The 19,520-nt window shown below is 40.0% G+C and carries 16 protein-coding genes, 3 tRNA genes, 2 rRNA genes and 1 other annotated feature (1 of these 22 only partly in view); of the genes, 19 read left to right on the forward strand and 2 right to left on the reverse strand.

The features are described from left to right. Positions 1 to 135 precede the first annotated feature (135 nt). The 6 genes from F8M42_RS02345 to rsmI all read left to right on the forward strand — a co-directional run bounded on the left by F8M42_RS02345 (position 136) and on the right by rsmI (position 5,083). Positions 136 to 852 carry a SagB/ThcOx family dehydrogenase gene (locus tag F8M42_RS02345; protein WP_182187805.1) on the forward strand — a complete coding sequence of 239 codons (717 nt, stop codon included), beginning with the start codon at positions 136 to 138 and terminating at the stop codon, positions 850 to 852. A gap of 200 nt (positions 853 to 1,052) precedes the next feature. Further along, positions 1,053 to 1,502 (forward strand): YaaR family protein, encoded by a 450-nt coding sequence (locus tag F8M42_RS02350; RefSeq protein ID WP_182187806.1) that lies wholly within the window; start codon positions 1,053 to 1,055, stop codon positions 1,500 to 1,502. Between the two features lie 32 nt (positions 1,503 to 1,534). Then, positions 1,535 to 2,503 (forward strand): DNA polymerase III subunit delta', encoded by a 969-nt coding sequence (holB, locus tag F8M42_RS02355; RefSeq protein ID WP_182187807.1) that lies wholly within the window; start codon positions 1,535 to 1,537, stop codon positions 2,501 to 2,503. A gap of 4 nt (positions 2,504 to 2,507) precedes the next feature. Beyond that, a complete protein-coding gene (locus F8M42_RS02360; RefSeq protein ID WP_182187808.1) occupies positions 2,508 to 3,338 on the forward strand; it encodes a PSP1 domain-containing protein in 831 nt (276 codons plus the stop codon). Further along, positions 3,335 to 4,078: a tRNA1(Val) (adenine(37)-N6)-methyltransferase gene (locus tag F8M42_RS02365; RefSeq protein ID WP_182187809.1), complete on the forward strand. Its 744-nt coding sequence runs from the start codon at positions 3,335 to 3,337 to the stop codon at positions 4,076 to 4,078. Before F8M42_RS02360 ends, F8M42_RS02365 begins: the two co-directional genes overlap by 4 nt. Positions 4,079 to 4,228: 150 nt before the next feature. After that, on the forward strand, positions 4,229 to 5,083 hold the full coding sequence (gene rsmI, locus F8M42_RS02370; RefSeq protein WP_182187810.1) for a 16S rRNA (cytidine(1402)-2'-O)-methyltransferase: 855 nt from the start codon (positions 4,229 to 4,231) through the stop codon (positions 5,081 to 5,083). Between the two features lie 95 nt (positions 5,084 to 5,178). Here rsmI and F8M42_RS02375 read toward each other — a convergent pair whose 3' ends face one another. Both F8M42_RS02375 and F8M42_RS02380 read right to left on the reverse strand, forming a co-directional pair. Further along, the gene (locus F8M42_RS02375) at positions 5,179 to 6,213 is read right to left on the reverse strand and encodes an HlyD family secretion protein (RefSeq protein WP_182187811.1); all 1,035 of its coding nucleotides are present in this window, start codon (positions 6,211 to 6,213) and stop codon (positions 5,179 to 5,181) included. Between the two features lie 280 nt (positions 6,214 to 6,493). Further along, entirely contained in the window at positions 6,494 to 7,597 is a 1,104-nt protein-coding gene (locus F8M42_RS02380) for an ISAs1 family transposase (protein ID WP_182187044.1), read from the reverse strand. Positions 7,598 to 7,900: 303 nt separating this feature from the next. Between F8M42_RS02380 and metG the strand changes: the two genes are divergently transcribed. From metG to F8M42_RS02445, 13 genes are all read left to right on the forward strand, one after another. Further along, the gene (gene metG / locus F8M42_RS02385; protein ID WP_229711402.1) at positions 7,901 to 9,835 is read left to right on the forward strand and encodes a methionine--tRNA ligase; all 1,935 of its coding nucleotides are present in this window, start codon (positions 7,901 to 7,903) and stop codon (positions 9,833 to 9,835) included. Beyond that, positions 9,835 to 10,602, forward strand: coding sequence for a TatD family hydrolase (locus F8M42_RS02390; protein WP_182187812.1), 768 nt, complete (start codon positions 9,835 to 9,837; stop codon positions 10,600 to 10,602). Before metG ends, F8M42_RS02390 begins: the two co-directional genes overlap by 1 nt. A 164-nt stretch (positions 10,603 to 10,766) precedes the next feature. Continuing rightward, positions 10,767 to 11,762 (forward strand): G5 domain-containing protein, encoded by a 996-nt coding sequence (locus F8M42_RS02395; RefSeq protein ID WP_182187813.1) that lies wholly within the window; start codon positions 10,767 to 10,769, stop codon positions 11,760 to 11,762. Positions 11,763 to 11,907: 145 nt separating this feature from the next. Next, entirely contained in the window at positions 11,908 to 12,471 is a 564-nt protein-coding gene (gene rnmV / locus F8M42_RS02400) for a ribonuclease M5 (protein ID WP_182187814.1), read from the forward strand. Continuing rightward, complete coding sequence (gene rsmA / locus F8M42_RS02405) at positions 12,471 to 13,319, forward strand: 16S rRNA (adenine(1518)-N(6)/adenine(1519)-N(6))-dimethyltransferase RsmA (RefSeq protein ID WP_182187815.1); 849 nt, start codon at positions 12,471 to 12,473, stop codon at positions 13,317 to 13,319. The genes rnmV and rsmA overlap by 1 nt, the downstream gene beginning before the upstream one ends. A gap of 19 nt (positions 13,320 to 13,338) precedes the next feature. After that, positions 13,339 to 14,097, forward strand: a complete 759-nt coding sequence (locus F8M42_RS02410) for an exodeoxyribonuclease III (RefSeq protein ID WP_182187816.1) — start codon at positions 13,339 to 13,341, stop codon at positions 14,095 to 14,097. 62 nt (positions 14,098 to 14,159) lie between these two features. Beyond that, positions 14,160 to 14,246, forward strand: a tRNA-Leu gene (locus F8M42_RS02415). 129 nt (positions 14,247 to 14,375) lie between these two features. Continuing rightward, positions 14,376 to 14,618, forward strand: a binding site (T-box leader). A gap of 24 nt (positions 14,619 to 14,642) precedes the next feature. Further along, positions 14,643 to 15,491, forward strand: coding sequence for a prephenate dehydratase (gene pheA / locus F8M42_RS02420; protein ID WP_182188597.1), 849 nt, complete (start codon positions 14,643 to 14,645; stop codon positions 15,489 to 15,491). Positions 15,492 to 15,513: 22 nt separating this feature from the next. Beyond that, a complete protein-coding gene (gene aroF / locus F8M42_RS02425) occupies positions 15,514 to 16,545 on the forward strand; it encodes a 3-deoxy-7-phosphoheptulonate synthase (protein ID WP_182187817.1) in 1,032 nt (343 codons plus the stop codon). A gap of 343 nt (positions 16,546 to 16,888) precedes the next feature. Next, positions 16,889 to 18,438, forward strand: a 16S ribosomal RNA gene (locus F8M42_RS02430). Between the two features lie 92 nt (positions 18,439 to 18,530). Next, positions 18,531 to 18,606 (forward strand) — tRNA-Ala (locus tag F8M42_RS02435). A 10-nt stretch (positions 18,607 to 18,616) separates the two neighbouring features. After that, positions 18,617 to 18,693, forward strand: a tRNA-Ile gene (locus F8M42_RS02440). 324 nt (positions 18,694 to 19,017) lie between these two features. Then, positions 19,018 to 19,520: ribosomal RNA gene (locus tag F8M42_RS02445) — 23S ribosomal RNA — on the forward strand (it continues 2,419 nt past the right edge of the window). The 16S and 23S rRNA genes sit together here with 2 tRNA genes alongside, the layout of an rRNA operon.

Below are 19,520 nucleotides of genomic sequence, written 5' to 3' on the forward strand. Positions count from 1 at the left end.
TCATAAAGATGCGATCACCGTCATTTGGTGGTCATCCGTTTTTTTAGGCGGATAGAAAGATATTTACATATTTATGAATGGAAATGTTTATGTGTGACGGTCCTTTTTTAATATATAGATGAGAGGGGAAATATTATGAATAATCAATATGGCAAAAAATTTTTGGCAGAATCGAGTTGGGAAAAGGGCAGAAAAACGGAACAGATGAGAAGGACAGGTATAGAGCTTCCTGTTTCTGCGGGCAGCAGGATAATTACTTTACCGGAACCAGAAATGCTGGCAGATCATCATGTCAATTTTTTAGAAATGGTTGAACTTCGCTCTACGGTGCGTCAATACAGTAAAGATGCCTTGTCATTGAAAGAATTGTCATATCTTTTGTGGTGTACGCAGGGAGTGAAAGCAGTTAAAAATAATATGACATTGCGCACAGTACCGTCAGCCGGCGGCAGTCATTCATTTGAGACATATTTATTAATCAATAATGTAGAAGGACTTGAACCCGGTGTTTACCGTTTTTTGGCGGTTGAGCATGCTCTTACTGAGATAACAGTGAATAAATCGGTAATTGAAGAGTGTTTTTCTACGGTTAATACGGTAAGAAACAGTGCCGTAACATTTATCTGGAGCAGTGTCATTGAACGTTTGAGCTGCCACTATGGTGAAAGAGCGTATCGTTATGTGTTTCTTGACGCAGGGCATGTTTGCCAGAATTTATACGCGTCAGCTCAAACAATAAGTGCTGGAGTATGCCCATTAGGGGCATTTGATGACAGAAAGATAAATGCGGCATTTAAATTTGATGTTGCGCAGCAATTTGTGGTGTATGGAGCAGCGGTAGGTAAACTTTAAAAGTAAAAAGGGAAATATACTACCGTGTTGCCTGAGTCCGTAAAATGATTCTATTTTTGCATAAAGGGATTTATTGCCAAATGATATAAAAACAATTATAATTATTACTTAACGGAATATGTCTGCTTGTTATAATTAATGTTGCAGCATAAAAGATTTTTGCGGATAAATGGTAATAACAAAAACAAGGGTGTATAGCTATGATAAAAATAGATTCTCTTGGAACTAAACAGTTTTTCCAAAGTACCGGAAATAGTCATGAAGTACAGGCAAAAGGACAGTTGAATGATTTTTCGGCTGAACTTGATCAAAATGAACATGATTTATCAATGGAGCAGCTGAAAAAATTGTTTGACAGGGTATCAGAACAGGGCTCTAAGCTGACGCAAACCCCAACCTTTGAAGAATTAAGTTCATATCGGGATCTTGTCAGGCAATTTATTGGTGAAGCGGTCACACATATGTATTCAAAGCACTCTCAATCTGGCTGGGATAATTTAGGCCGGCAAAAAGTATATACTACCGTAAGAAAAATAGATGGCAAATTAGAAGAAATGGCAGAGGAAATACGATTAGGGCAGGCAACCGCACTAAGTATAGCCTCTAAACATGATGCGGTACGCGGCATGCTTGTCGATTTATATATGTGATGTCTATGAATTGGCAGGATATAATAGGACATGTGAATATAATTAACAATCTAAGAAGATTGACATCTGAAGATAAAATGCCGCATGCGCTGTTGTTTATAGGTATTGATGGTATCGGTAAATTTCTTGCAGGGGAAATTTTGGCAAAAACATTGCTATGTAACGATGGCACGGACATGCCTTGCGGCAGCTGCCGATCATGTCAGGCTGTTGATAGCAATATACATCCTGATTTGTTTGTGCTTGAACCGGACGGTAAAACAGTTCAAATGATTAAAATAGAGCAAATACGGCAGATGCGGTCAAATATAGCTTTGGCACCCTATTTATCGGATAAGCGGGTAGTGATTATAAGAGATGCCGATAAAATGAATGAAGCTGCGGCTAACGGTTTGCTGAAGACACTGGAAGAACCTATTGGCAGGGCTTTTTTTATATTAACTGCCAGTAATGAAAAAAAGATGCTGCCGACGATATTGTCGCGTTGCATGAAAGTTTATTTTTCACCGTTAAGAAATTCTGATATTGAAAGTATTCTGCAAAGCAGGGGATTGGAGAATACCAGAGCATTGACTATAGCCAGATTGTCCGGCGGTAGTGCTGGACAGGCATTATTGCTGCATGAACATGATGGATTGAAAAATCGTGCCGATGCTTACAGTTTTTTGACGCAAGTGTTATCTTTTTCTGATGAGGATATTTGGATGAATGCCGATAAATTGGCGAAAACTGACCGGGAAAAACTTAGTGAGTGGGTCTTTTATCTACAGATGTTTTGGCGCGATATCGTTGTTTTATATCATAATGAGACCAATAGCAATTTATATGATATTGATTTAAAAGAACAATTGATACAACAAAAGTCGGTGTGGCTGCAGTGCTTTGCATTTCAAGCAGCGGACTACGCTGCCGCAGTGCAGCATAGGCTGCAGACAAATACGGATATAAGGCTTACCATGGAAGCATTTATTATAAAATTGCGTGATTTGATAAGGAGTTAATTTAGTGCAGACAGTAGTTGGTATCCGCTTCAAGAAAGCGGGGAAGATATATTATTTTGCCCCAGGCAAAAATAAATTGAAAAATGGTGAAGGTGTTATTGTGGAAACTGTGCGCGGAGTGGAATATGGCACAGTTGTAATTGAGGAGCGTTCCATACCAGACAGCGAAATAGTGCAGCCGTTAAAAATGATTGTACGTAAAGCAACTGAGGCTGATTTAAAAAAAGTTGAAGAAAACAGACAAAAAGAAAAAGAAACATTTGCTATATGTGAGGGAAAAATTGCGGCGCATAAGTTACCGATGAAGCTTATTGGCGTGGAATATACTTTTGACGTAAATAAGATAATTTTTTACTTTACTGCTGATGGTCGTGTTGATTTTCGCGAATTAGTGAAAGATTTGGCAGCAGTATTTCATACACGCATTGAACTTCGCCAAATCGGGGTGCGTGATGAAGCTAAAATCATGGGAGGAATTGGTTATTGCGGTCGCCCGCTTTGCTGTGCTACTTTTTTGGGGGAATTTGATCCGGTATCAATCCGTATGGCTAAGGATCAGAATTTATCACTTAATCCAACAAAAATATCAGGAATCTGTGGTAGATTGATGTGTTGTCTGAAATATGAAAATGATATGTATTGCAATGCTAAGTGTTGCAAACATAATATTGTCGAGCCTCCAAAACGCGGCAGCCGGGTGGTATCGGTTGATGGTGAGGGAAAGGTTATTTCTGTCAATGAACAAAAGAGGACGGCAACTATTTTGCTTGATGATAAGCATACCATCGTTGCTTCTTGGGATGATGTTATTGAGAAAGATGCAGATGATGTATGAAATTAAAGCCCTTTGAACGTATTGATGATCTTTTAATTGACGGGTTAAAAATAATTCAGAATGAACGGCAATTTTGTTTTTCTCTCGATGCGGTTTTATTGGCACATTTTACCAGTACTAAAAAAAATTGGCAGGGACTAGATTTAGGAACGGGAACGGGGGTCATGCCGTTATTGCTGGCAAAACGGGTAAAAAAAATGTATGCAGTCGAGTTGAATCCGGTCACGGCAGATTTGGCAAAACGTAATGTGCTGATGAATAAATTGGCTGATAAAATTGTAATATGCGAGGGGGATTATCGGCAGATCGGCAAATTTTATCCGGCACAATTTGCTGATTTTGCGGTGGCGAATCCGCCATATCGGCCACTTAGTCAGGGAAATATTAATAATACGGACGGTATAGCTAAAGCCCGGCATGAAATAACAGCTACTTTAGCCGATGTAGTCAGGGCAGCTCATTATGTCTTAAAATATCATGGCCGTTTTGCTATGGTCCATTTACCGGAACGCTTATCAGAAATTATAGTACAGATGAATATTAATGGCATTGTGCCTAAGCGTCTGCGTTTTGTTCAACCTAAAATTGAAAAACCGCCTAACATGGTTTTAATAGAAGGTGTTGCCGGTGGAGCTGCAGGTGGATTAAAAGTAGATATACCTTTGATAGTACATGAGCCTGGTGGTCAGTATACTAAGGAATTGATGCAATATTACTATCCGGAAACATCACAGATTTAAATTAAGGGACTGTCGCATGCGATGTATAAGCCAATATGCAATTTCTAAATTTATCCCGGTAATTGTTAAGCTTGGACAAATTTTAGGGAATATTATATATTTGCTTAAAAAGTATTGTGTGCAGCAGTCTTTTATTTATAAGGAGGATAAATGACAACTAATTTAACAGGAATCTTATATTTGGTTGGAACGCCGATTGGAAATCTTGATGATATGAGTTTTCGTGCAGTAAAAGTTTTGCAGCAGGTGGACTTGATAGCGGCGGAGGATACACGTCATACACGTAAATTATTGTCACATTTTAATATTCATGTACCTTTGACAAGCTATCATGAGCACAATAAGCTGATAAAAGGGCCGATATTGATAGAAAAATTGCTGACCGGCAATAATATTGCCGTAGTGAGTGATGCTGGATTACCGGGAATTGCTGATCCCGGCAGTCATTTGGCGGCACTGGCAATACAAGAAGATATACAAGTATCTCCTGTACCGGGTGCTAATGCGGCTTTAACAGCTCTTATTGCATCAGGATTGAGCACTGTGCAATTTTCTTTCATAGGGTTTTTACCTAAAAAACTGTCAAACCGAAAGAAAATATTGACTGAAATCAGTTCTCGCAGCGAAACATTGATATTTTATGAGACACCGCATCGATTGGTAAAAATACTGGGAGAGATGTTGGATGTTTTTGGTGAGGCTAGACAGGTCAGCGTTTGCCGGGAATTAACAAAAAAATTCGAACAATTTATTCGCGGCAGTTTAAGGGAAATTAATGAATATTTTGATAGTATTGAACCACGTGGAGAATATGTTTTAATTTTGGAAGGTTGTTCTCGAACAAAAATCAATAATTTGTCAGATCAGGCAATTACACCTGTGGAGTATGTACATAAATTAATGGCTACGGGGTTGAGCAAGAAAGAGGCCATAAAAAAAACTGCTGATGAATGTCATTTGAGTCGCAGAGATATTTACGCTGCTGTTTTGCAGAGTGAAAAATAATAATGCTGCTTCAAAGAGCTTTTCAAGTAATCATTATTTTGAAAGCCTTTGAGGCAGCATTATTGGAGTTTATGAATGGTTTAATAAAAATGATATTATTTGCTAAAATCAATTAATCTGAAGCGCATACCTGGCCATAATTTATCAGAATTGACTTGAACTTTGACATTAAAAGAAATAATGTCAGTACTGTCACCACGTTCACTGGTGGCTCTTTCAGTGGCAAATTCAGCTTTTTTACTTATATCGGTTACAGTCCCTTCAATTTTAGTTTTGTTATCTCTTGACATCATCATCAGTTTTTGTTGCAGATAAAATTTAGATAATTCAGTTTCGGGGATTTTAAAATCCACCCAGTTGTCGGAAGGATCTTGTATAGCGACTAACGGAGTTCCCAAGGAAATCATTGATCCTTCTTCAATATATTTTTCCGTTATAATACCGTCAAAAGGGGCACGTATGACGGATTCATCGAGCTGTACTTCAAGTTGTTGTAATCCAGCTTTGGCTTGTTCAATTCTTTCAGCTGCTACTTGTTGATTCGCCTGACTTACGTTCGTTTCCAACATGCCTGAATCAGCTTTGTTCAGACCGGCTTGCGCTTGAGCATAGGCAGCTTGTGCGACTTGGTATTTTGTTTTGTAGGTGTCAAATGTCTGCTGAGAAACAGCTCCGGAAGAAACTAGTTCGGAAAAACGATTAAAATCAGATTTGGCCAGGGCCAAATTGGCTTTTGCAGATTGTAGTTGAGCTTCAGATGTGCCGACGGTGGCCATAGAGGTACCACTGGTTAGGGAGGTTTGAACTGAAGCTTGTAATTCTTGAGCTTCGAGTGCTTTAATGTTAGCTTCCAGTTGTTCTTTTTGTGCAATTAAATCACGGTTGTCAATATTGGCAATGACTTGATCTTTTTTTACGGTGTCACCTTCTTTTACCAGAAGTTTTATAACTCTGCCGGCTACTTTAGAGTTGATATCAATTTCTTTGGCATCAGAACGGCCCCATGTTTGATTTTCGGCCATGCTGACGTTTTGCCGGCTTAAAAACCAAATCCCCAATCCTAAAATGACTATTGCTACGATAACTATGCAGATGATTTTTTTGTATTTTGGTGTAAGTGTTTTTATCATAATTACCCCCTTACTATTTGAATATGTTCAAATATATTGTAAATAATACACCATTATTATATATAATTTATTCTTTTGCGTTATAATGAATAGAATAATTATTCATTTGGGAAAATAAAATATAGATTTTATCAGTATACCAGCTGATTTTTAATATATGCAAGTTACTTTTGAATATGCTCAAATATACATCAAAAAAAGTTTTTTGTCAATAACAGTGGCATTTTCTCCACGTTCGTTTCATAAACAAGATAATTGTTCTTAAATAAGAAATGTTAGTTTATAAGTCAGCTACCTCACATAACAGTTGGCTATTCATAAGACATTTTAGCAGATTAGCTTTAATGCTACATTTTTTAAGCTGCTTAGCTAAATATCTTTTATGTAGCAGTAATGCCAATTTTCTAAGGCTGTTTAAAGTTTTTTGCCCATTTTCAGATATAATAGAGCACTCATCTTCCGAAAAGGTTACATCTAACAGCCAATGCATGCTTTCAATTTTCCAATGTTCACGGCAAATATGTAAAAGCTCTTTGGCATCTGTATCCTTACTTGTTATATAATAACCAGTTTCATCACTGGTTCCACGGTTCGTTGTTGTAATACGCTTAACTGCAAATATTGAACTCAGTCCTGCCCATTCTTTATATCCATTCAGCCATTTAATATCTGAACATTTTTTGCAGATGCGTTTCTCAATTCTTCCTCCATTTTTTTCAACTGTCGTATAAGAATCTAATGTTTTGCTATCGAATTCTTCATCAAAGAAAAATTTAACATCATCGTGCAATGTCTTTTGGTTTTCCTTAAGCCCAAAAACGTAATTGCCATGCTTGGCTATAATTTTCTTGCAGGTTTCTTTTTGACAATGCATCGCATCAGCCGTTACTGTCTTGTCCTTAATGTTTAGATTATCCAATAGCTGCTGGAATACAGGAATCTCGTTCGTCTTTTCATGTATAGATTTTTGCCCTAAAACGACGCCGCTTTGTGTTAAATATACAGTTAATATTTGCAGTGCTGAATGCGGTGTACCTTTTTTAGAGGTACTACGGATTGCCTTCCCGTCTACAGCGATAACATCGCCCAAGTCACAGTATGCTGCATCATGCATTATTTCAATAATTACACTGGCTACTTTATCTGCGTCCATCATATTTAATATACGGCTGAAAGTAGCTTTAGAAGGGATTTTAGTGATATTAAATTTCTTTTTTAAAAATTTTGCATTGCTTTGTGCATAAGTTGTTATATCTGCCAGTTCATCTAATCCACACAATACGGCACACATTATTATAGTAAGTATATCTGTTAAACTATGTTCTACATAGCTTGAATGTCTGTTATCTTCTATTATTGCAAATTTTTCTTTGATATAATCCATTTTTTCACCTATACTTTTTTACTTTGGATTATATCATTTATTTCCTTTTTTTGTTAATATTTATTTTCCGATTTATGAAACGAACGTGCATTTTCTCAGCAGTTCATAGTTGAAATATTGTAAATGATACAAAGGTATATTTTTTAGAAGAGCGAAGTAATTTATATGGTTTGTTCGGTATAGCTTTGGACAATAACAAGCTTTTAGCACGGGTGAACAGTGGTAATTTTTTTTAGGATAAAGTATAATTTAAATTTAGCTGATAAAATAGATTTGTATATAAAAACTTTGGAGGGAATTTTTTTGGAAAAAAAATCATTTTATATAACGACCCCAATTTATTATCCTAGTGCTAAATTGCATATCGGGCATGCTTATTGTACGACGATTGCCGATGCCATTGCCCGGTACAAAAGGCTGAGTGGGTTTGATGTGTTTTTCCTTACCGGATCCGATGAACATGGACAGAAAATTCAGCAGAAAGCAGAAGAAGCAGGGATTACTCCCATTGAGTATGTTGATAAAATTGTTGCCGGTTTCCAGGATTTATGGAAACGACTTAACATATCTAATGATGATTTCATTCGTACTACAGAAAATCGTCATTATCGGGTCGTACAGGAAGTTTTTCGTCGTATTTATGCAAAAGGTGACATTTACAAAGGAGAGTATAAGGGATTATACTGTACACCTTGTGAATCTTTTTGGCTGGAACGGCAGCTGGTGGATGGGAAATGTCCTGATTGCGGCCGACCTGTCAAGGAAGTCAGCGAAGAGGCATATTTCTTTAAGATATCAAAATATGCAGACAGACTGCTTAAATATATTGAAGATAATCCAGATTTTATCCAGCCAATTTCCCGTCGTAATGAAATGATTAATTTTATTAAGCAGGGATTAGAAGATTTATGCATATCCCGTACCTCATTTGACTGGGGAATTCCTGTACCAATTGATCCTAAACATGTAATATATGTATGGTTTGATGCACTGACCAACTATTTGACACCAATTGGCTTTCTTGATGATCCAGCGAAGTTTAAAAAATATTGGCCGGCTGATTTACATTTAGTCGGTAAAGAAATAGTACGGTTCCATACAATTATCTGGCCGATTATATTGATGGCGTTGGATTTGCCTTTGCCGAAAAAAGTCTATGGGCATGGGTGGCTTATTGTTGATGGTGACAAAATGAGTAAATCTAAGGGCAATGTGGTAGATCCAATAGGACTTATAGAAGAATTCGGTGCTGATGCGATCAGGTATTTTTTACTCAGAGAAATAAATTTGGGACAAGATGGCAATTTTTCTCGTGATGCGTTAATAACGAGGATAAATTCTGATTTGGCTAATGACTTGGGAAATTTATTACACAGAACCTTGAATATGATAGGTAAATTTAATGATGGGGTGCTTGGCAATCCCGGACCACTGCAGCTTGTTGACAAAGCGTTGATTGATGTGGCGAAGGATACTGTTATAAAATATAAGCAATTAATGGATAATATGCAGCTTTCAGACGCTATCAAGCTGGTATGGACTTTTATTGGACGTTCTAATAAATATGTTGATGAAACAATGCCTTGGGCGTTGGCAAAGGATTCTGCCAAAAAGGATGAGCTGAACAGAGTACTGTATGATTTGGCTGAAAGTCTGCGTATTGTCAGCATATTAATAATTCCGTTTATGCCGGATACAGCGCAGAAAATCTGGAAGGAACTTAACTTGCCCGGAGCTATAAAAAGCAGCAGTATTGATGATACGAAATGGGGGGGATTGCCGATAAGTTTAAAGGTGAATAAACCGGTGCAGCTGTTTCCACGCATTGAAGTGGAAGAAACACAGCCGGAAGCAGAAAATATACAATTAGCAAAAAAGAAAACGACGAAAGATGTTAATGTGATGAATGCTGACAATATTGGAATAATAGGTATCGAAGATTTTTCTAAAATGGATCTGCGGGTAGTGGAAATAACCGCAGCGAAATCTGTACCTAAAACAGAAAAATTATTGGAAATAATGGTTGATATGGCAGGAGAAAAGCGCACTATCGTATCTGGTATTGCCAAGTTTTATACACCTGAAGAATTAATTGGCAAACATGTTATTTTAGTGGCAAATTTAAAACCGGCTAAATTGCGCGGAGTCGTCTCTCATGGCATGCTGCTGGCTGCATCAAAGGGAAATGAACTAAAGATTGTTGAAGTGGATATGCCGGTGGGAAGCAGGGTGAAATAATGCTTATCGATACACATGCCCACCTTGATGATAATCAGTATGATCAGGATAGGACTGAAGTTATAAACCGTGCCGCCGATGAAGGTGTGAATTTGATAATAAATATGGGAGCCGATATGGATTCATCACATAAGGCAGTGCAATTAGCAGCACAATATGATGCTATTTATGCTGCTGTAGGAGTTCATCCGGAAGAGGCTGATGGGATGACATGCGATGATGATTATGTTTTATCGGAGCTGGCTGTGGATAATGCGAAAGTACTGGCTATAGGAGAAATCGGACTTGATTATCACTTTCGTACTGATAACAAGGATGTACAGAAAAAAGTTTTTATTAAACAATTGGATTTAGCGCGGCAGCTGCATTTACCAGTCAGTATTCATGCCCGTGATGCTCATGCTGACCTAATGCAGGTTTTAAAAACGGAAGGGCGCGGTGTAAGAGGCGTGATTCATTGTTATTCAGGCAGCTGGGAAATGGCAGAAGAACTTTTTAATATGGGATGGTATATTGGTGCTGACGGACCACTGACTTTTAAAAATGCAGCTAAACTGCCTGAAATAATAAGGAAAATGCCTATGGAAAAGTTATTACTGGAAACAGATTGTCCCTATTTGGCACCGGTTCCCCAAAGAGGTAAACGTAATGAACCGGCTTTTGTAAAATATACGGCGCAAAAAGTTGCCGAAATCCGTAATATGCAGTTTGTACAGGTAGCAGAAATAACAACGATAAATGCTAAAAATTTGTTTTTTGATAAATAAAATACGACAATATTACGCTAATTGCGTGTACAATGGTCACGGTGTCTATTTATAGTGTAAAAATAAGATAAATGTTCACAATTGAAGTTAAATTTTACAAAAAAACCTCCAGATTTGACATAAGTGTAAATATTATGTTATAATCGCAAAAAAGGAGGTAACTAATGACTGTAAGGGAAATTTTTTTACATCATACCAAATTCACCAGGATAGCAACGTGTTTGACATTGATTGCGGTGATGTCAGTTGTGGCTGGATTTTCAAAAACAAGTAAAAATATTCGTGTTATCGCAGATGGTCAAACTACTGTGGTCAGCACAATGTATGATAGCCCAAAAGATATCATTGGACAGGCGGGCATTAAGTTAAAACCGTCTGATACTTTTGTTTTGTCGTCAGATAACCTTAAGGATGGTGCGACAATAACAGTGAAACGAGCTGTTCCGGTGACAGTAGAAGTGGCAAAGGATACCCGTAAGGTAAAGACTACGGCTGGTGATGTACAATCTTTACTGCAAACAATGGGGTATGATCCACTTAATTTTTATGTGCTGCCAAATGAAGAAGCAGCAATAACACCTAATATGCTTATAAGACTTGAACCGTTGATTAATAAGATTGTTTTTCGTGATCAAAATGCTCCGTTTAATACTATTTATCGAGATGACGACACTATGCCCCAGGGAACTGCTAAGGTTATACAGCAAGGTTCGGACGGTATAGAACGATTTATGGTCAGGGAATATTATAATGGCGGCAAAAAAGTGGATGAGCAGGTTATGCAGAAATCAGTCATAAAACAGACCGTACCGCAGATTGTGGTGCAGGGAACTTATGTGGCACCTAGTCAGCCTGTTGATAATGGACAGATACCACCATATATTTCCGAACTTTATGTTCAGGCTAGTGCTTACTTACCAACAGACGGCAGCGGCACTGGTTATACGGCAACGGGGATGCGGGCTCAACATGGCGTTGTGGCGGTCGATCCTAATGTTATACCACTTGGTACAAGGCTTTATATACCAGGTTATGGTGAGGCAGTTGCTGCCGATACAGGCGGCTTTTCCGGTAATTCGATTGATATTTGTGTAGATTCTTATTCTGAGGCAATCAACTGGGGTCGAAGAAATATAACTATATATATTCTGCCTAACTAAATTTATAATTGATGATTTTAGAGACTGTGCCGTTTGCACAGCTTTTTTTTTGAAAAAATTTACAGTATGTAATTGATTTTGTTTGCTATTTTTGACAGATATAGTTAAACTTTGAGTATTGATATGATATGGCTGGGGGAAAGTAATGCTGAAAGAAGTATTGGTTGTAGAGGGAAAAATGGATGTTGCAGCAATAAATAAAGCAGTGGAAGCCGACTGTATAGTTACCGGAGGTTTTGGGCTTAATACGAGAACAATCAATGATATACGTTGCGCTTATAAAAAAAGAGGCATAATAATTATGACTGATCCTGATGCTGCCGGTGAGCGAATACGCAGATGGCTTACCAGACGTTTTCCTGCGGCAAAACATGCGTTTATTCCTCAAAAAGAGGCTACGGCACACAATGATATCGGTGTAGAACAGGCATCTGCTGAATCTATTAGAAAAGCCTTGGCGAAAATTCATGCACCAAAGTATAATTTTAATAAAGAATTTTCAGCCGCCGATTTACTGCGAAACCGTTTAAGTGGTGGAATGAATGCATCGAATAGACGTGCGGTTGTGGGGGCAGAACTGGGGATTGGATATGCTAACGCAAAAATTTTTTTGCAGCGGCTTAACACGTATGGTGTGACTCGTGCTGAATTTGAACAGTCTGTACATGATTTGCCGGAAGAAAAGGAAATGGGTGAAGAGCAGAAATAATGGAGCATCCGATAATTGCAAAAAGAGAAGTAACACAATATATATTGAAGCGATTTGGTCTTCATATGAATAAAAAACTGGGGCAGAATTTTCTAATTGATCCATCTGTAGTTTCTGGTATAATTGATGCCGCGCAGATAACACCTCAGGACACTGTTTTGGAAATAGGGCCTGGAATAGGTACTTTGACACAAAGCCTGCTGGAGGCAGGTGCGGAGGTTTTTGCCGTAGAATTAGATAAAAGACTGCCGGAAATTTTAAGCCATACGTTAGAGGGGTATGATAATCTGCATATTATTAATGCAGATATACTAAAAACTGATATAAAAAAATTGATTGGCACAAAACCATTTAAAGTAGTGGCCAATTTACCATATTATATAACTACACCAATAATAATGGCATTGTTGGAAAAACATCTACCTATAACTAAACTTGTTACCATGGTGCAAAAGGAAGTGGCTGAACGGATGGCAGCTGCTCCGGGTAGTAAAATATATGGAGCATTATCGGTAGCCGTTCAATATTACAGCAAACCGCAACTTTGTTTCCATGTAGCATCGAATGCCTTTATGCCACCACCGGAAGTAGATTCGACAGTGGTCCTTTGCAATGTTTATTCAGCACGGCCTATTGTTCCAGTGGATGAAAAAGTATTTTTTAATGTAGTAAAAGCAGCTTTTGGACAACGACGTAAAACTTTGGCTAATTCATTAAAGACTACCGGATATGATAAAGATAAAATAAAAACTGTACTGGAACAATCAAAAATCGATTTTAAAAGACGCGGGGAGACTTTGTCACTGCAAGAATTTGTCACTATTGCTGACAATTTGATTAAGAAATAATGTGCGAAGAGGTGTTTTTATGAAATTTGTATCATGGAATGTAAATGGATTACGTGCTTGTGTAAATAAAGGGTTTATGGAAACATTTAATAAACTTGATGCTGATTTCTTTTGTTTACAGGAAACAAAAATGCAGCCGGAACAATTAAAATTGGATTTACCGGGATATTGGCAATATTGGAATAGCGCAGTGCGAAAAGGTTACTCTGGAACAGCAGTTTTTTCCAGGAAAAAGCCATTGCATGTAACTTATGGAATTGGCATAGAAGAACATGACCAAGAAGGTCGTGTAATAACTTTAGAAATGGATAAATTTTATTTGGTTACTGTATATACACCAAATTCTAAGAATGAACTTGCCAGATTGTCTTATAGACTGGAGTGGGAAAAGGCATTCAGTAAATATCTGTTTGGGTTAAAGGAAAATAAACCGACAATCGTCTGCGGCGATTTAAATGTCGCGCATGAAGAGATAGATTTAAAAAATCCTGCCAGCAATCATAAAAATGCCGGATTTTCTGATGAAGAAAGACATGCGTTTACTCAATTGCTGGCTACTGGATTTATTGACACGTTCCGGTTTTTATATCCAGATAAAGTCGGTGCGTATAGCTGGTGGTCGTATTTACGAAAAGCACGCGACAGAAATGCCGGTTGGCGCATTGACTATTTTCTGATTTCTGAATCTATGCAGGACAATATTGCCAATGCCTTCATTTATAGCGATATATTAGGCAGCGATCATTGTCCGGTGGGATTGGAATTAAAAAATCTATAAAATATATTGACAATAAATAGTTTTGATAATATAATATTACATGTTTCACAGCACATATTAATGCCGTTGTGGCGGAATTGGCAGACGCAGCAGACTCAAAATCTGCCGCCTTCACGGGTGTGTGGGTTCGACTCCCACCAACGGCACCATCGTAATAGCAGCTCTTCTCCACGAGAAGGGCTTTTTTGTTTGTTAAAAATAAATTATACTGGTAAAAAATAATGTTTGCAAAAAGTAACTATTTATGATAATATAATTTAAATTAGAAATGTATATGTGTAAAAATGATGAATGGGAAAAGTAAGCAGTTGTGATTATTACAGAGAGCCATACTTGCTGGAATGTGGCATAAAAATAACCGCCCAAGTTCACCTAGGAGTTGCCCACTGAATTTCTTAGTAGGTGGTGCCGGAACTCAACCGTTAAATGTGAGCAGGTATCGGCTTTATGCCTGTGCCTTAGATGAGATGACCTTTTTAAGGTCAATTAAGGTGGTAACGTGAGAAAACCTCGCCCTTTACAGGGCGAGGTTTATTTTTTTGGAGGTGAATGGAAGATTGGCTGTATTGGGCTTTTTAGGACCATGCGGTACGTACAGTGAAGCAGCTGCTGTACACATAAATGAACTGCTCGGATATAAGTGGCAGTTAAAACCTTATCACAGTATAGTTGATGTGCTTGTAGCTGCTGATAAAGGACTGATTGATTATTGCGTTGTACCGGTGGAAAATTCGTTGGAAGGTTCTGTGCGGGTTACGCTGGACACATTGGCATTAGATGTAGATTTGCAAGTAAGTATGGAATTTATTTGGCCGATTCGTCATCAACTATTGGTAAAAGAAAAAAAAACAAGGATTGATAAAATAGTCTCACATTCACAAGCGTTGTCACAATGCCGCAGATTTTTGCAGCAATATTATCCTGATACAACTACTCTGGAAACATCCAGTACTGCTTACGCAGCTGAAATGGTTGCTGATGGATTAAATGGTGCGGCTGCAGTGGCATCGGCAAGGGCAGCTGAAATATATGGATTAATACCAATATTTTCTGACATACAAGATGATGACGATAATGTCACCAGGTTTATGCTGCTGAATAAAAAAGGACACAATATTGCTGCCGGACCCAATGAAAAAATGTTGATTGTCTGCCGTATGGACGGAAGAAAGGCCGGTAGTTTATGTGACATATTGCTGGAATTTGCTAAATATGATGTGAATATGACCCATATAGAATCACGTCCTAGTAAGAAAGGATTGGGCAATTATATGTTCTTTTTTGAAATAGACATTGCCGCTAAAAGTCAAAACATCATAGATAAATTATTGACTAATCTTAATGATAAATGCCTATGGCTTAAGAATATGGGGATGTTTCCTGTAATAAAATAAATATTATTTAGAGGTGTAAACTATGATAGTAATAATGAATCCTGATGCAACAAAAAGGGATATACAAGAAGTTGTTGAAGCAATTGAAAATGTGGGATTGTGCGCCAAAATTATGGAGGGTAGCGAACAAAAGATTGTCGGACTCATTGGAGACAAAAGAAACATAGATACATTATCGTTAGAGGCGCTGCATGGCGTAGACCATACAGTGGCAATATCAAAAAGTTATAAACTGGCCAGTCGCGAGTTTCATCCGATTTCAAGTGTTGTTGATGTTGACGGAATAAAAATAGGTGACGGGAATCCCGTGATAATGGCTGGTCCATGTGCGGTAGAATCATTAAATCAATTGCTGGAGGCTGCAAAAATAGTCAAAAAGGGCGGTGCCCAGTTTTTACGCGGCGGTGCCTATAAACCGCGTACATCACCTTATTCGTTCCAGGGATTGAAAGATGAAGGGTTAAAATATTTGGCTGAGGCTCGTAATCAAACCGGATTGAAAATTGTGACAGAGGTCACGGAAGTGGAAGCCGTAGAGACGGTGGCAAAATATGCCGACATGTTGCAAGTCGGTGCAAGGAATATGCAAAATTTTCGCTTGCTGCAGGAAGTGGGACAATCCCAAAAACCTGTTCTATTAAAAAGAGGATTGGCGGCGACACTGGAAGAATGGCTTAATGCAGCTGAATACATTATGAAGGAAGGAAATAATAATGTGGTTTTGTGTGAACGCGGTATACGTACTTATGAAACATATACACGAAATACATTGGATATGAGTGCTGTTGCCGCAGTGAAGCATTTAAGTCATCTACCAATAATAGTAGATCCCAGCCATGGCACCGGTAAATGGAGAATGGTAAAACCGATGGCCTTTGCTGCAATAGCAGCCGGTGCTGATGGATTGATGATCGAAGTGCATCCTAATCCGGCTAAAGCATTGTCCGACGGGCAGCAGTCACTCACACCGGAAAATTACCTGACGGTTAGCCGCGGAGTGTATAAAATATCGCAATTCATGCATGATACCGGATTAGCTATAACTGATTTATGAGAAAACAAGGCTGTATTGCAGGGTGCTATACCTTTTGATACAGCTTTATTTATTAAAATATTGTATAAAAAGCGGGAAAAGGGATTGACAAAGGGAGAAAGTTTAGATATAATAATTCCTGCGCTCAAGAGAGCGGCGGCCGGGGAACCGGGCGAAAAAAAGTCCTTGACAAACGAAACAGCGCGTGATAATATATACAAGCTGACTCGTTGAGGCAGGCACCTTGAAAACTGAACAATACATCATATGTTTTCGAAACATACCGGATGTGCGGTTTAAATAAAAACCTGAAACAATTTCTTTTTAACAAAAATGACAAGAGCCAAATTGGCTCTCCGATAAATTTATGGAGAGTTTGATCCTGGCTCAGGACGAACGCTGGCGGCGTGCTTAACACATGCAAGTCGAACGAGGCTCTTATTTCGGTAAGGGCTTAGTGGCAAACGGGTGAGTAACGCGTAGGCAACCTGCCTCCAAGATGGGGACAACACTCCGAAAGGGGTGCTAATACCGAATGTTGTAATACTGCTGCATGGCAGTATTACCAAAGGTGGCTTTTAGCTATCGCTTGGAGATGGGCCTGCGTCTGATTAGCTGGTTGGTGACGGTAACGGCGCACCAAGGCGACGATCAGTAGCCGGTCTGAGAGGATGAACGGCCACATTGGGACTGAGACACGGCCCAGACTCCTACGGGAGGCAGCAGTGGGGAATCTTCCGCAATGGGCGAAAGCCTGACGGAGCAACGCCGCGTGAACGAGGAAGGTCTTCGGATCGTAAAGTTCTGTTGCAGGGGACGAACGGCACTATAGCCAATAAGTATAGTGAATGACGGTACCCTGTTAGAAAGCCACGGCTAACTACGTGCCAGCAGCCGCGGTAATACGTAGGCGGCAAGCGTTGTCCGGAATCATTGGGCGTAAAGGGAGCGCAGGCGGAACATTAAGCGGATCTTAAAAGTGCGGGGCTCAACCCCGTGATGGGGTCCGAACTGAGGTTCTTGAGTGCAGGAGAGGAAAGCGGAATTCCCAGTGTAGCGGTGAAATGCGTAGATATTGGGAAGAACACCAGTGGCGAAGGCGGCTTTCTGGACTGTAACTGACGCTGAGGCTCGAAAGCCAGGGTAGCGAACGGGATTAGATACCCCGGTAGTCCTGGCCGTAAACGATGGATACTAGGTGTAGGGGGTATCGACCCCTCCTGTGCCGGAGCAAACGCAATAAGTATCCCGCCTGGGGAGTACGACCGCAAGGTTGAAACTCAAAGGAATTGACGGGGGCCCGCACAAGCGGTGGAGTATGTGGTTTAATTCGACGCAACGCGAAGAACCTTACCAGGGCTTGACATTGATTGACGTATCCAGAGATGGATATTTTCTCTTCGGAGGACAAGAAAACAGGTGGTGCATGGCTGTCGTCAGCTCGTGTCGTGAGATGTTGGGTTAAGTCCCGCAACGAGCGCAACCCCTATCATTTGTTGCCAGCACGTAAAGGTGGGAACTCAAGTGAGACTGCCGCGGACAACGCGGAGGAAGGCGGGGATGACGTCAAGTCATCATGCCCCTTACGTCCTGGGCTACACACGTACTACAATGGGACACACAGAGGGAAGCGAAGGAGTGATCTGGAGCGGACCCCAAAAAATGTCTCCCAGTTCGGATTGCAGGCTGCAACCCGCCTGCATGAAGTCGGAATCGCTAGTAATCGCAGGTCAGCATACTGCGGTGAATACGTTCCCGGGCCTTGTACACACCGCCCGTCACACCACGAAAGTCATTCACACCCGAAGCCGGCTAAGGGCCGCAAGGCACCGACCGTCTAAGGTGGGGGCGATGATTGGGGTGAAGTCGTAACAAGGTAGCCGTATCGGAAGGTGCGGCTGGATCACCTCCTTTCTAAGGATTAAAACAATCCGTCGAGCACATCCGGAATATGTATTGTTTGGTTTTGAGGGTTTCTCCCTCAAAAAAAAATAGATAGAACTAATGGGGGCGTAGCTCAGCTGGGAGAGCACCTGCCTTGCAAGCAGGGGGTCAGGAGTTCAAATCTCCTCGTCTCCACCAGAAGAGAAATGGGCCTATAGCTCAGCTGGTTAGAGCGCACGCCTGATAAGCGTGAGGTCAGTAGTTCAAGTCTACTTAGGCCCACCATAATTGCACATTGAAAACTACACAGAAGAAAAGCAAAGAACAATTAATCACCAATGCCAAACTTGTGAGAAGAAATTTTCAAGAGGATGGCGGGGAATAGTTGGACCAAGCACAATTAGGAAACTAAAACAAGCTAAGACAAAAACAAATGACTTAAGCTGAAGGTGACATTTTAAGGGAAATCTTGAAGTGTAACGGCAAGGCTGCAAGAAGCATTATTATGCGAGGAAGGGCAAAACTGAGGGAAGAAAACGTATCATTATACGCTGATGAACGAAGTGAAGCGCTGACGAAGCAGAATGATGGTTATGGCAGTTTTGCCGAAGTTAAGCGAATAAGGGCATATGGTGGATGCCTTGGCGCCAGGAGTCGAAGAAGGACGCGGTAAGCTGCGAAAAGGTACGGGGAAGAGCAAGCATCTATTGAGCCGTACATGTCCGAATGGGGCAACCCGGCAGGAGAAGTCCTGCCATCCGAAAGGAAGACAAACCCGGGGAACTGAAACATCTAAGTACCCGGAGGAAGAGAAATCAAACGAGATACCCAAAGTAGCGGCGAGCGAAATGGGCACAAGCCCAAACCGTATCACTTCGGTGGTACGGGGTTGAGGACTGACAAAAAGGATGGAACGTTTAGGCGAATGACCTGGAAAGGTCAGGCACAGCGGGTAAAACCCCCGTAGCCGAAAGGCGGGTCATCCGGGTCAGTATCCAGAGTATCGCGGGGCACGAGGAACCTTGCGAGAAACAGGGGGGACCACCCTCCAAGGCAAAATACTACCTGGCGACCGATAGCGCATAGTACCGTGAGGGAAAGGTGAAAAGAAC

Source organism: Pectinatus frisingensis (assembly GCF_014076555.1).
Taxonomy (GTDB): Bacteria; Bacillota; Negativicutes; order Selenomonadales; family Selenomonadaceae; genus Pectinatus; species Pectinatus frisingensis.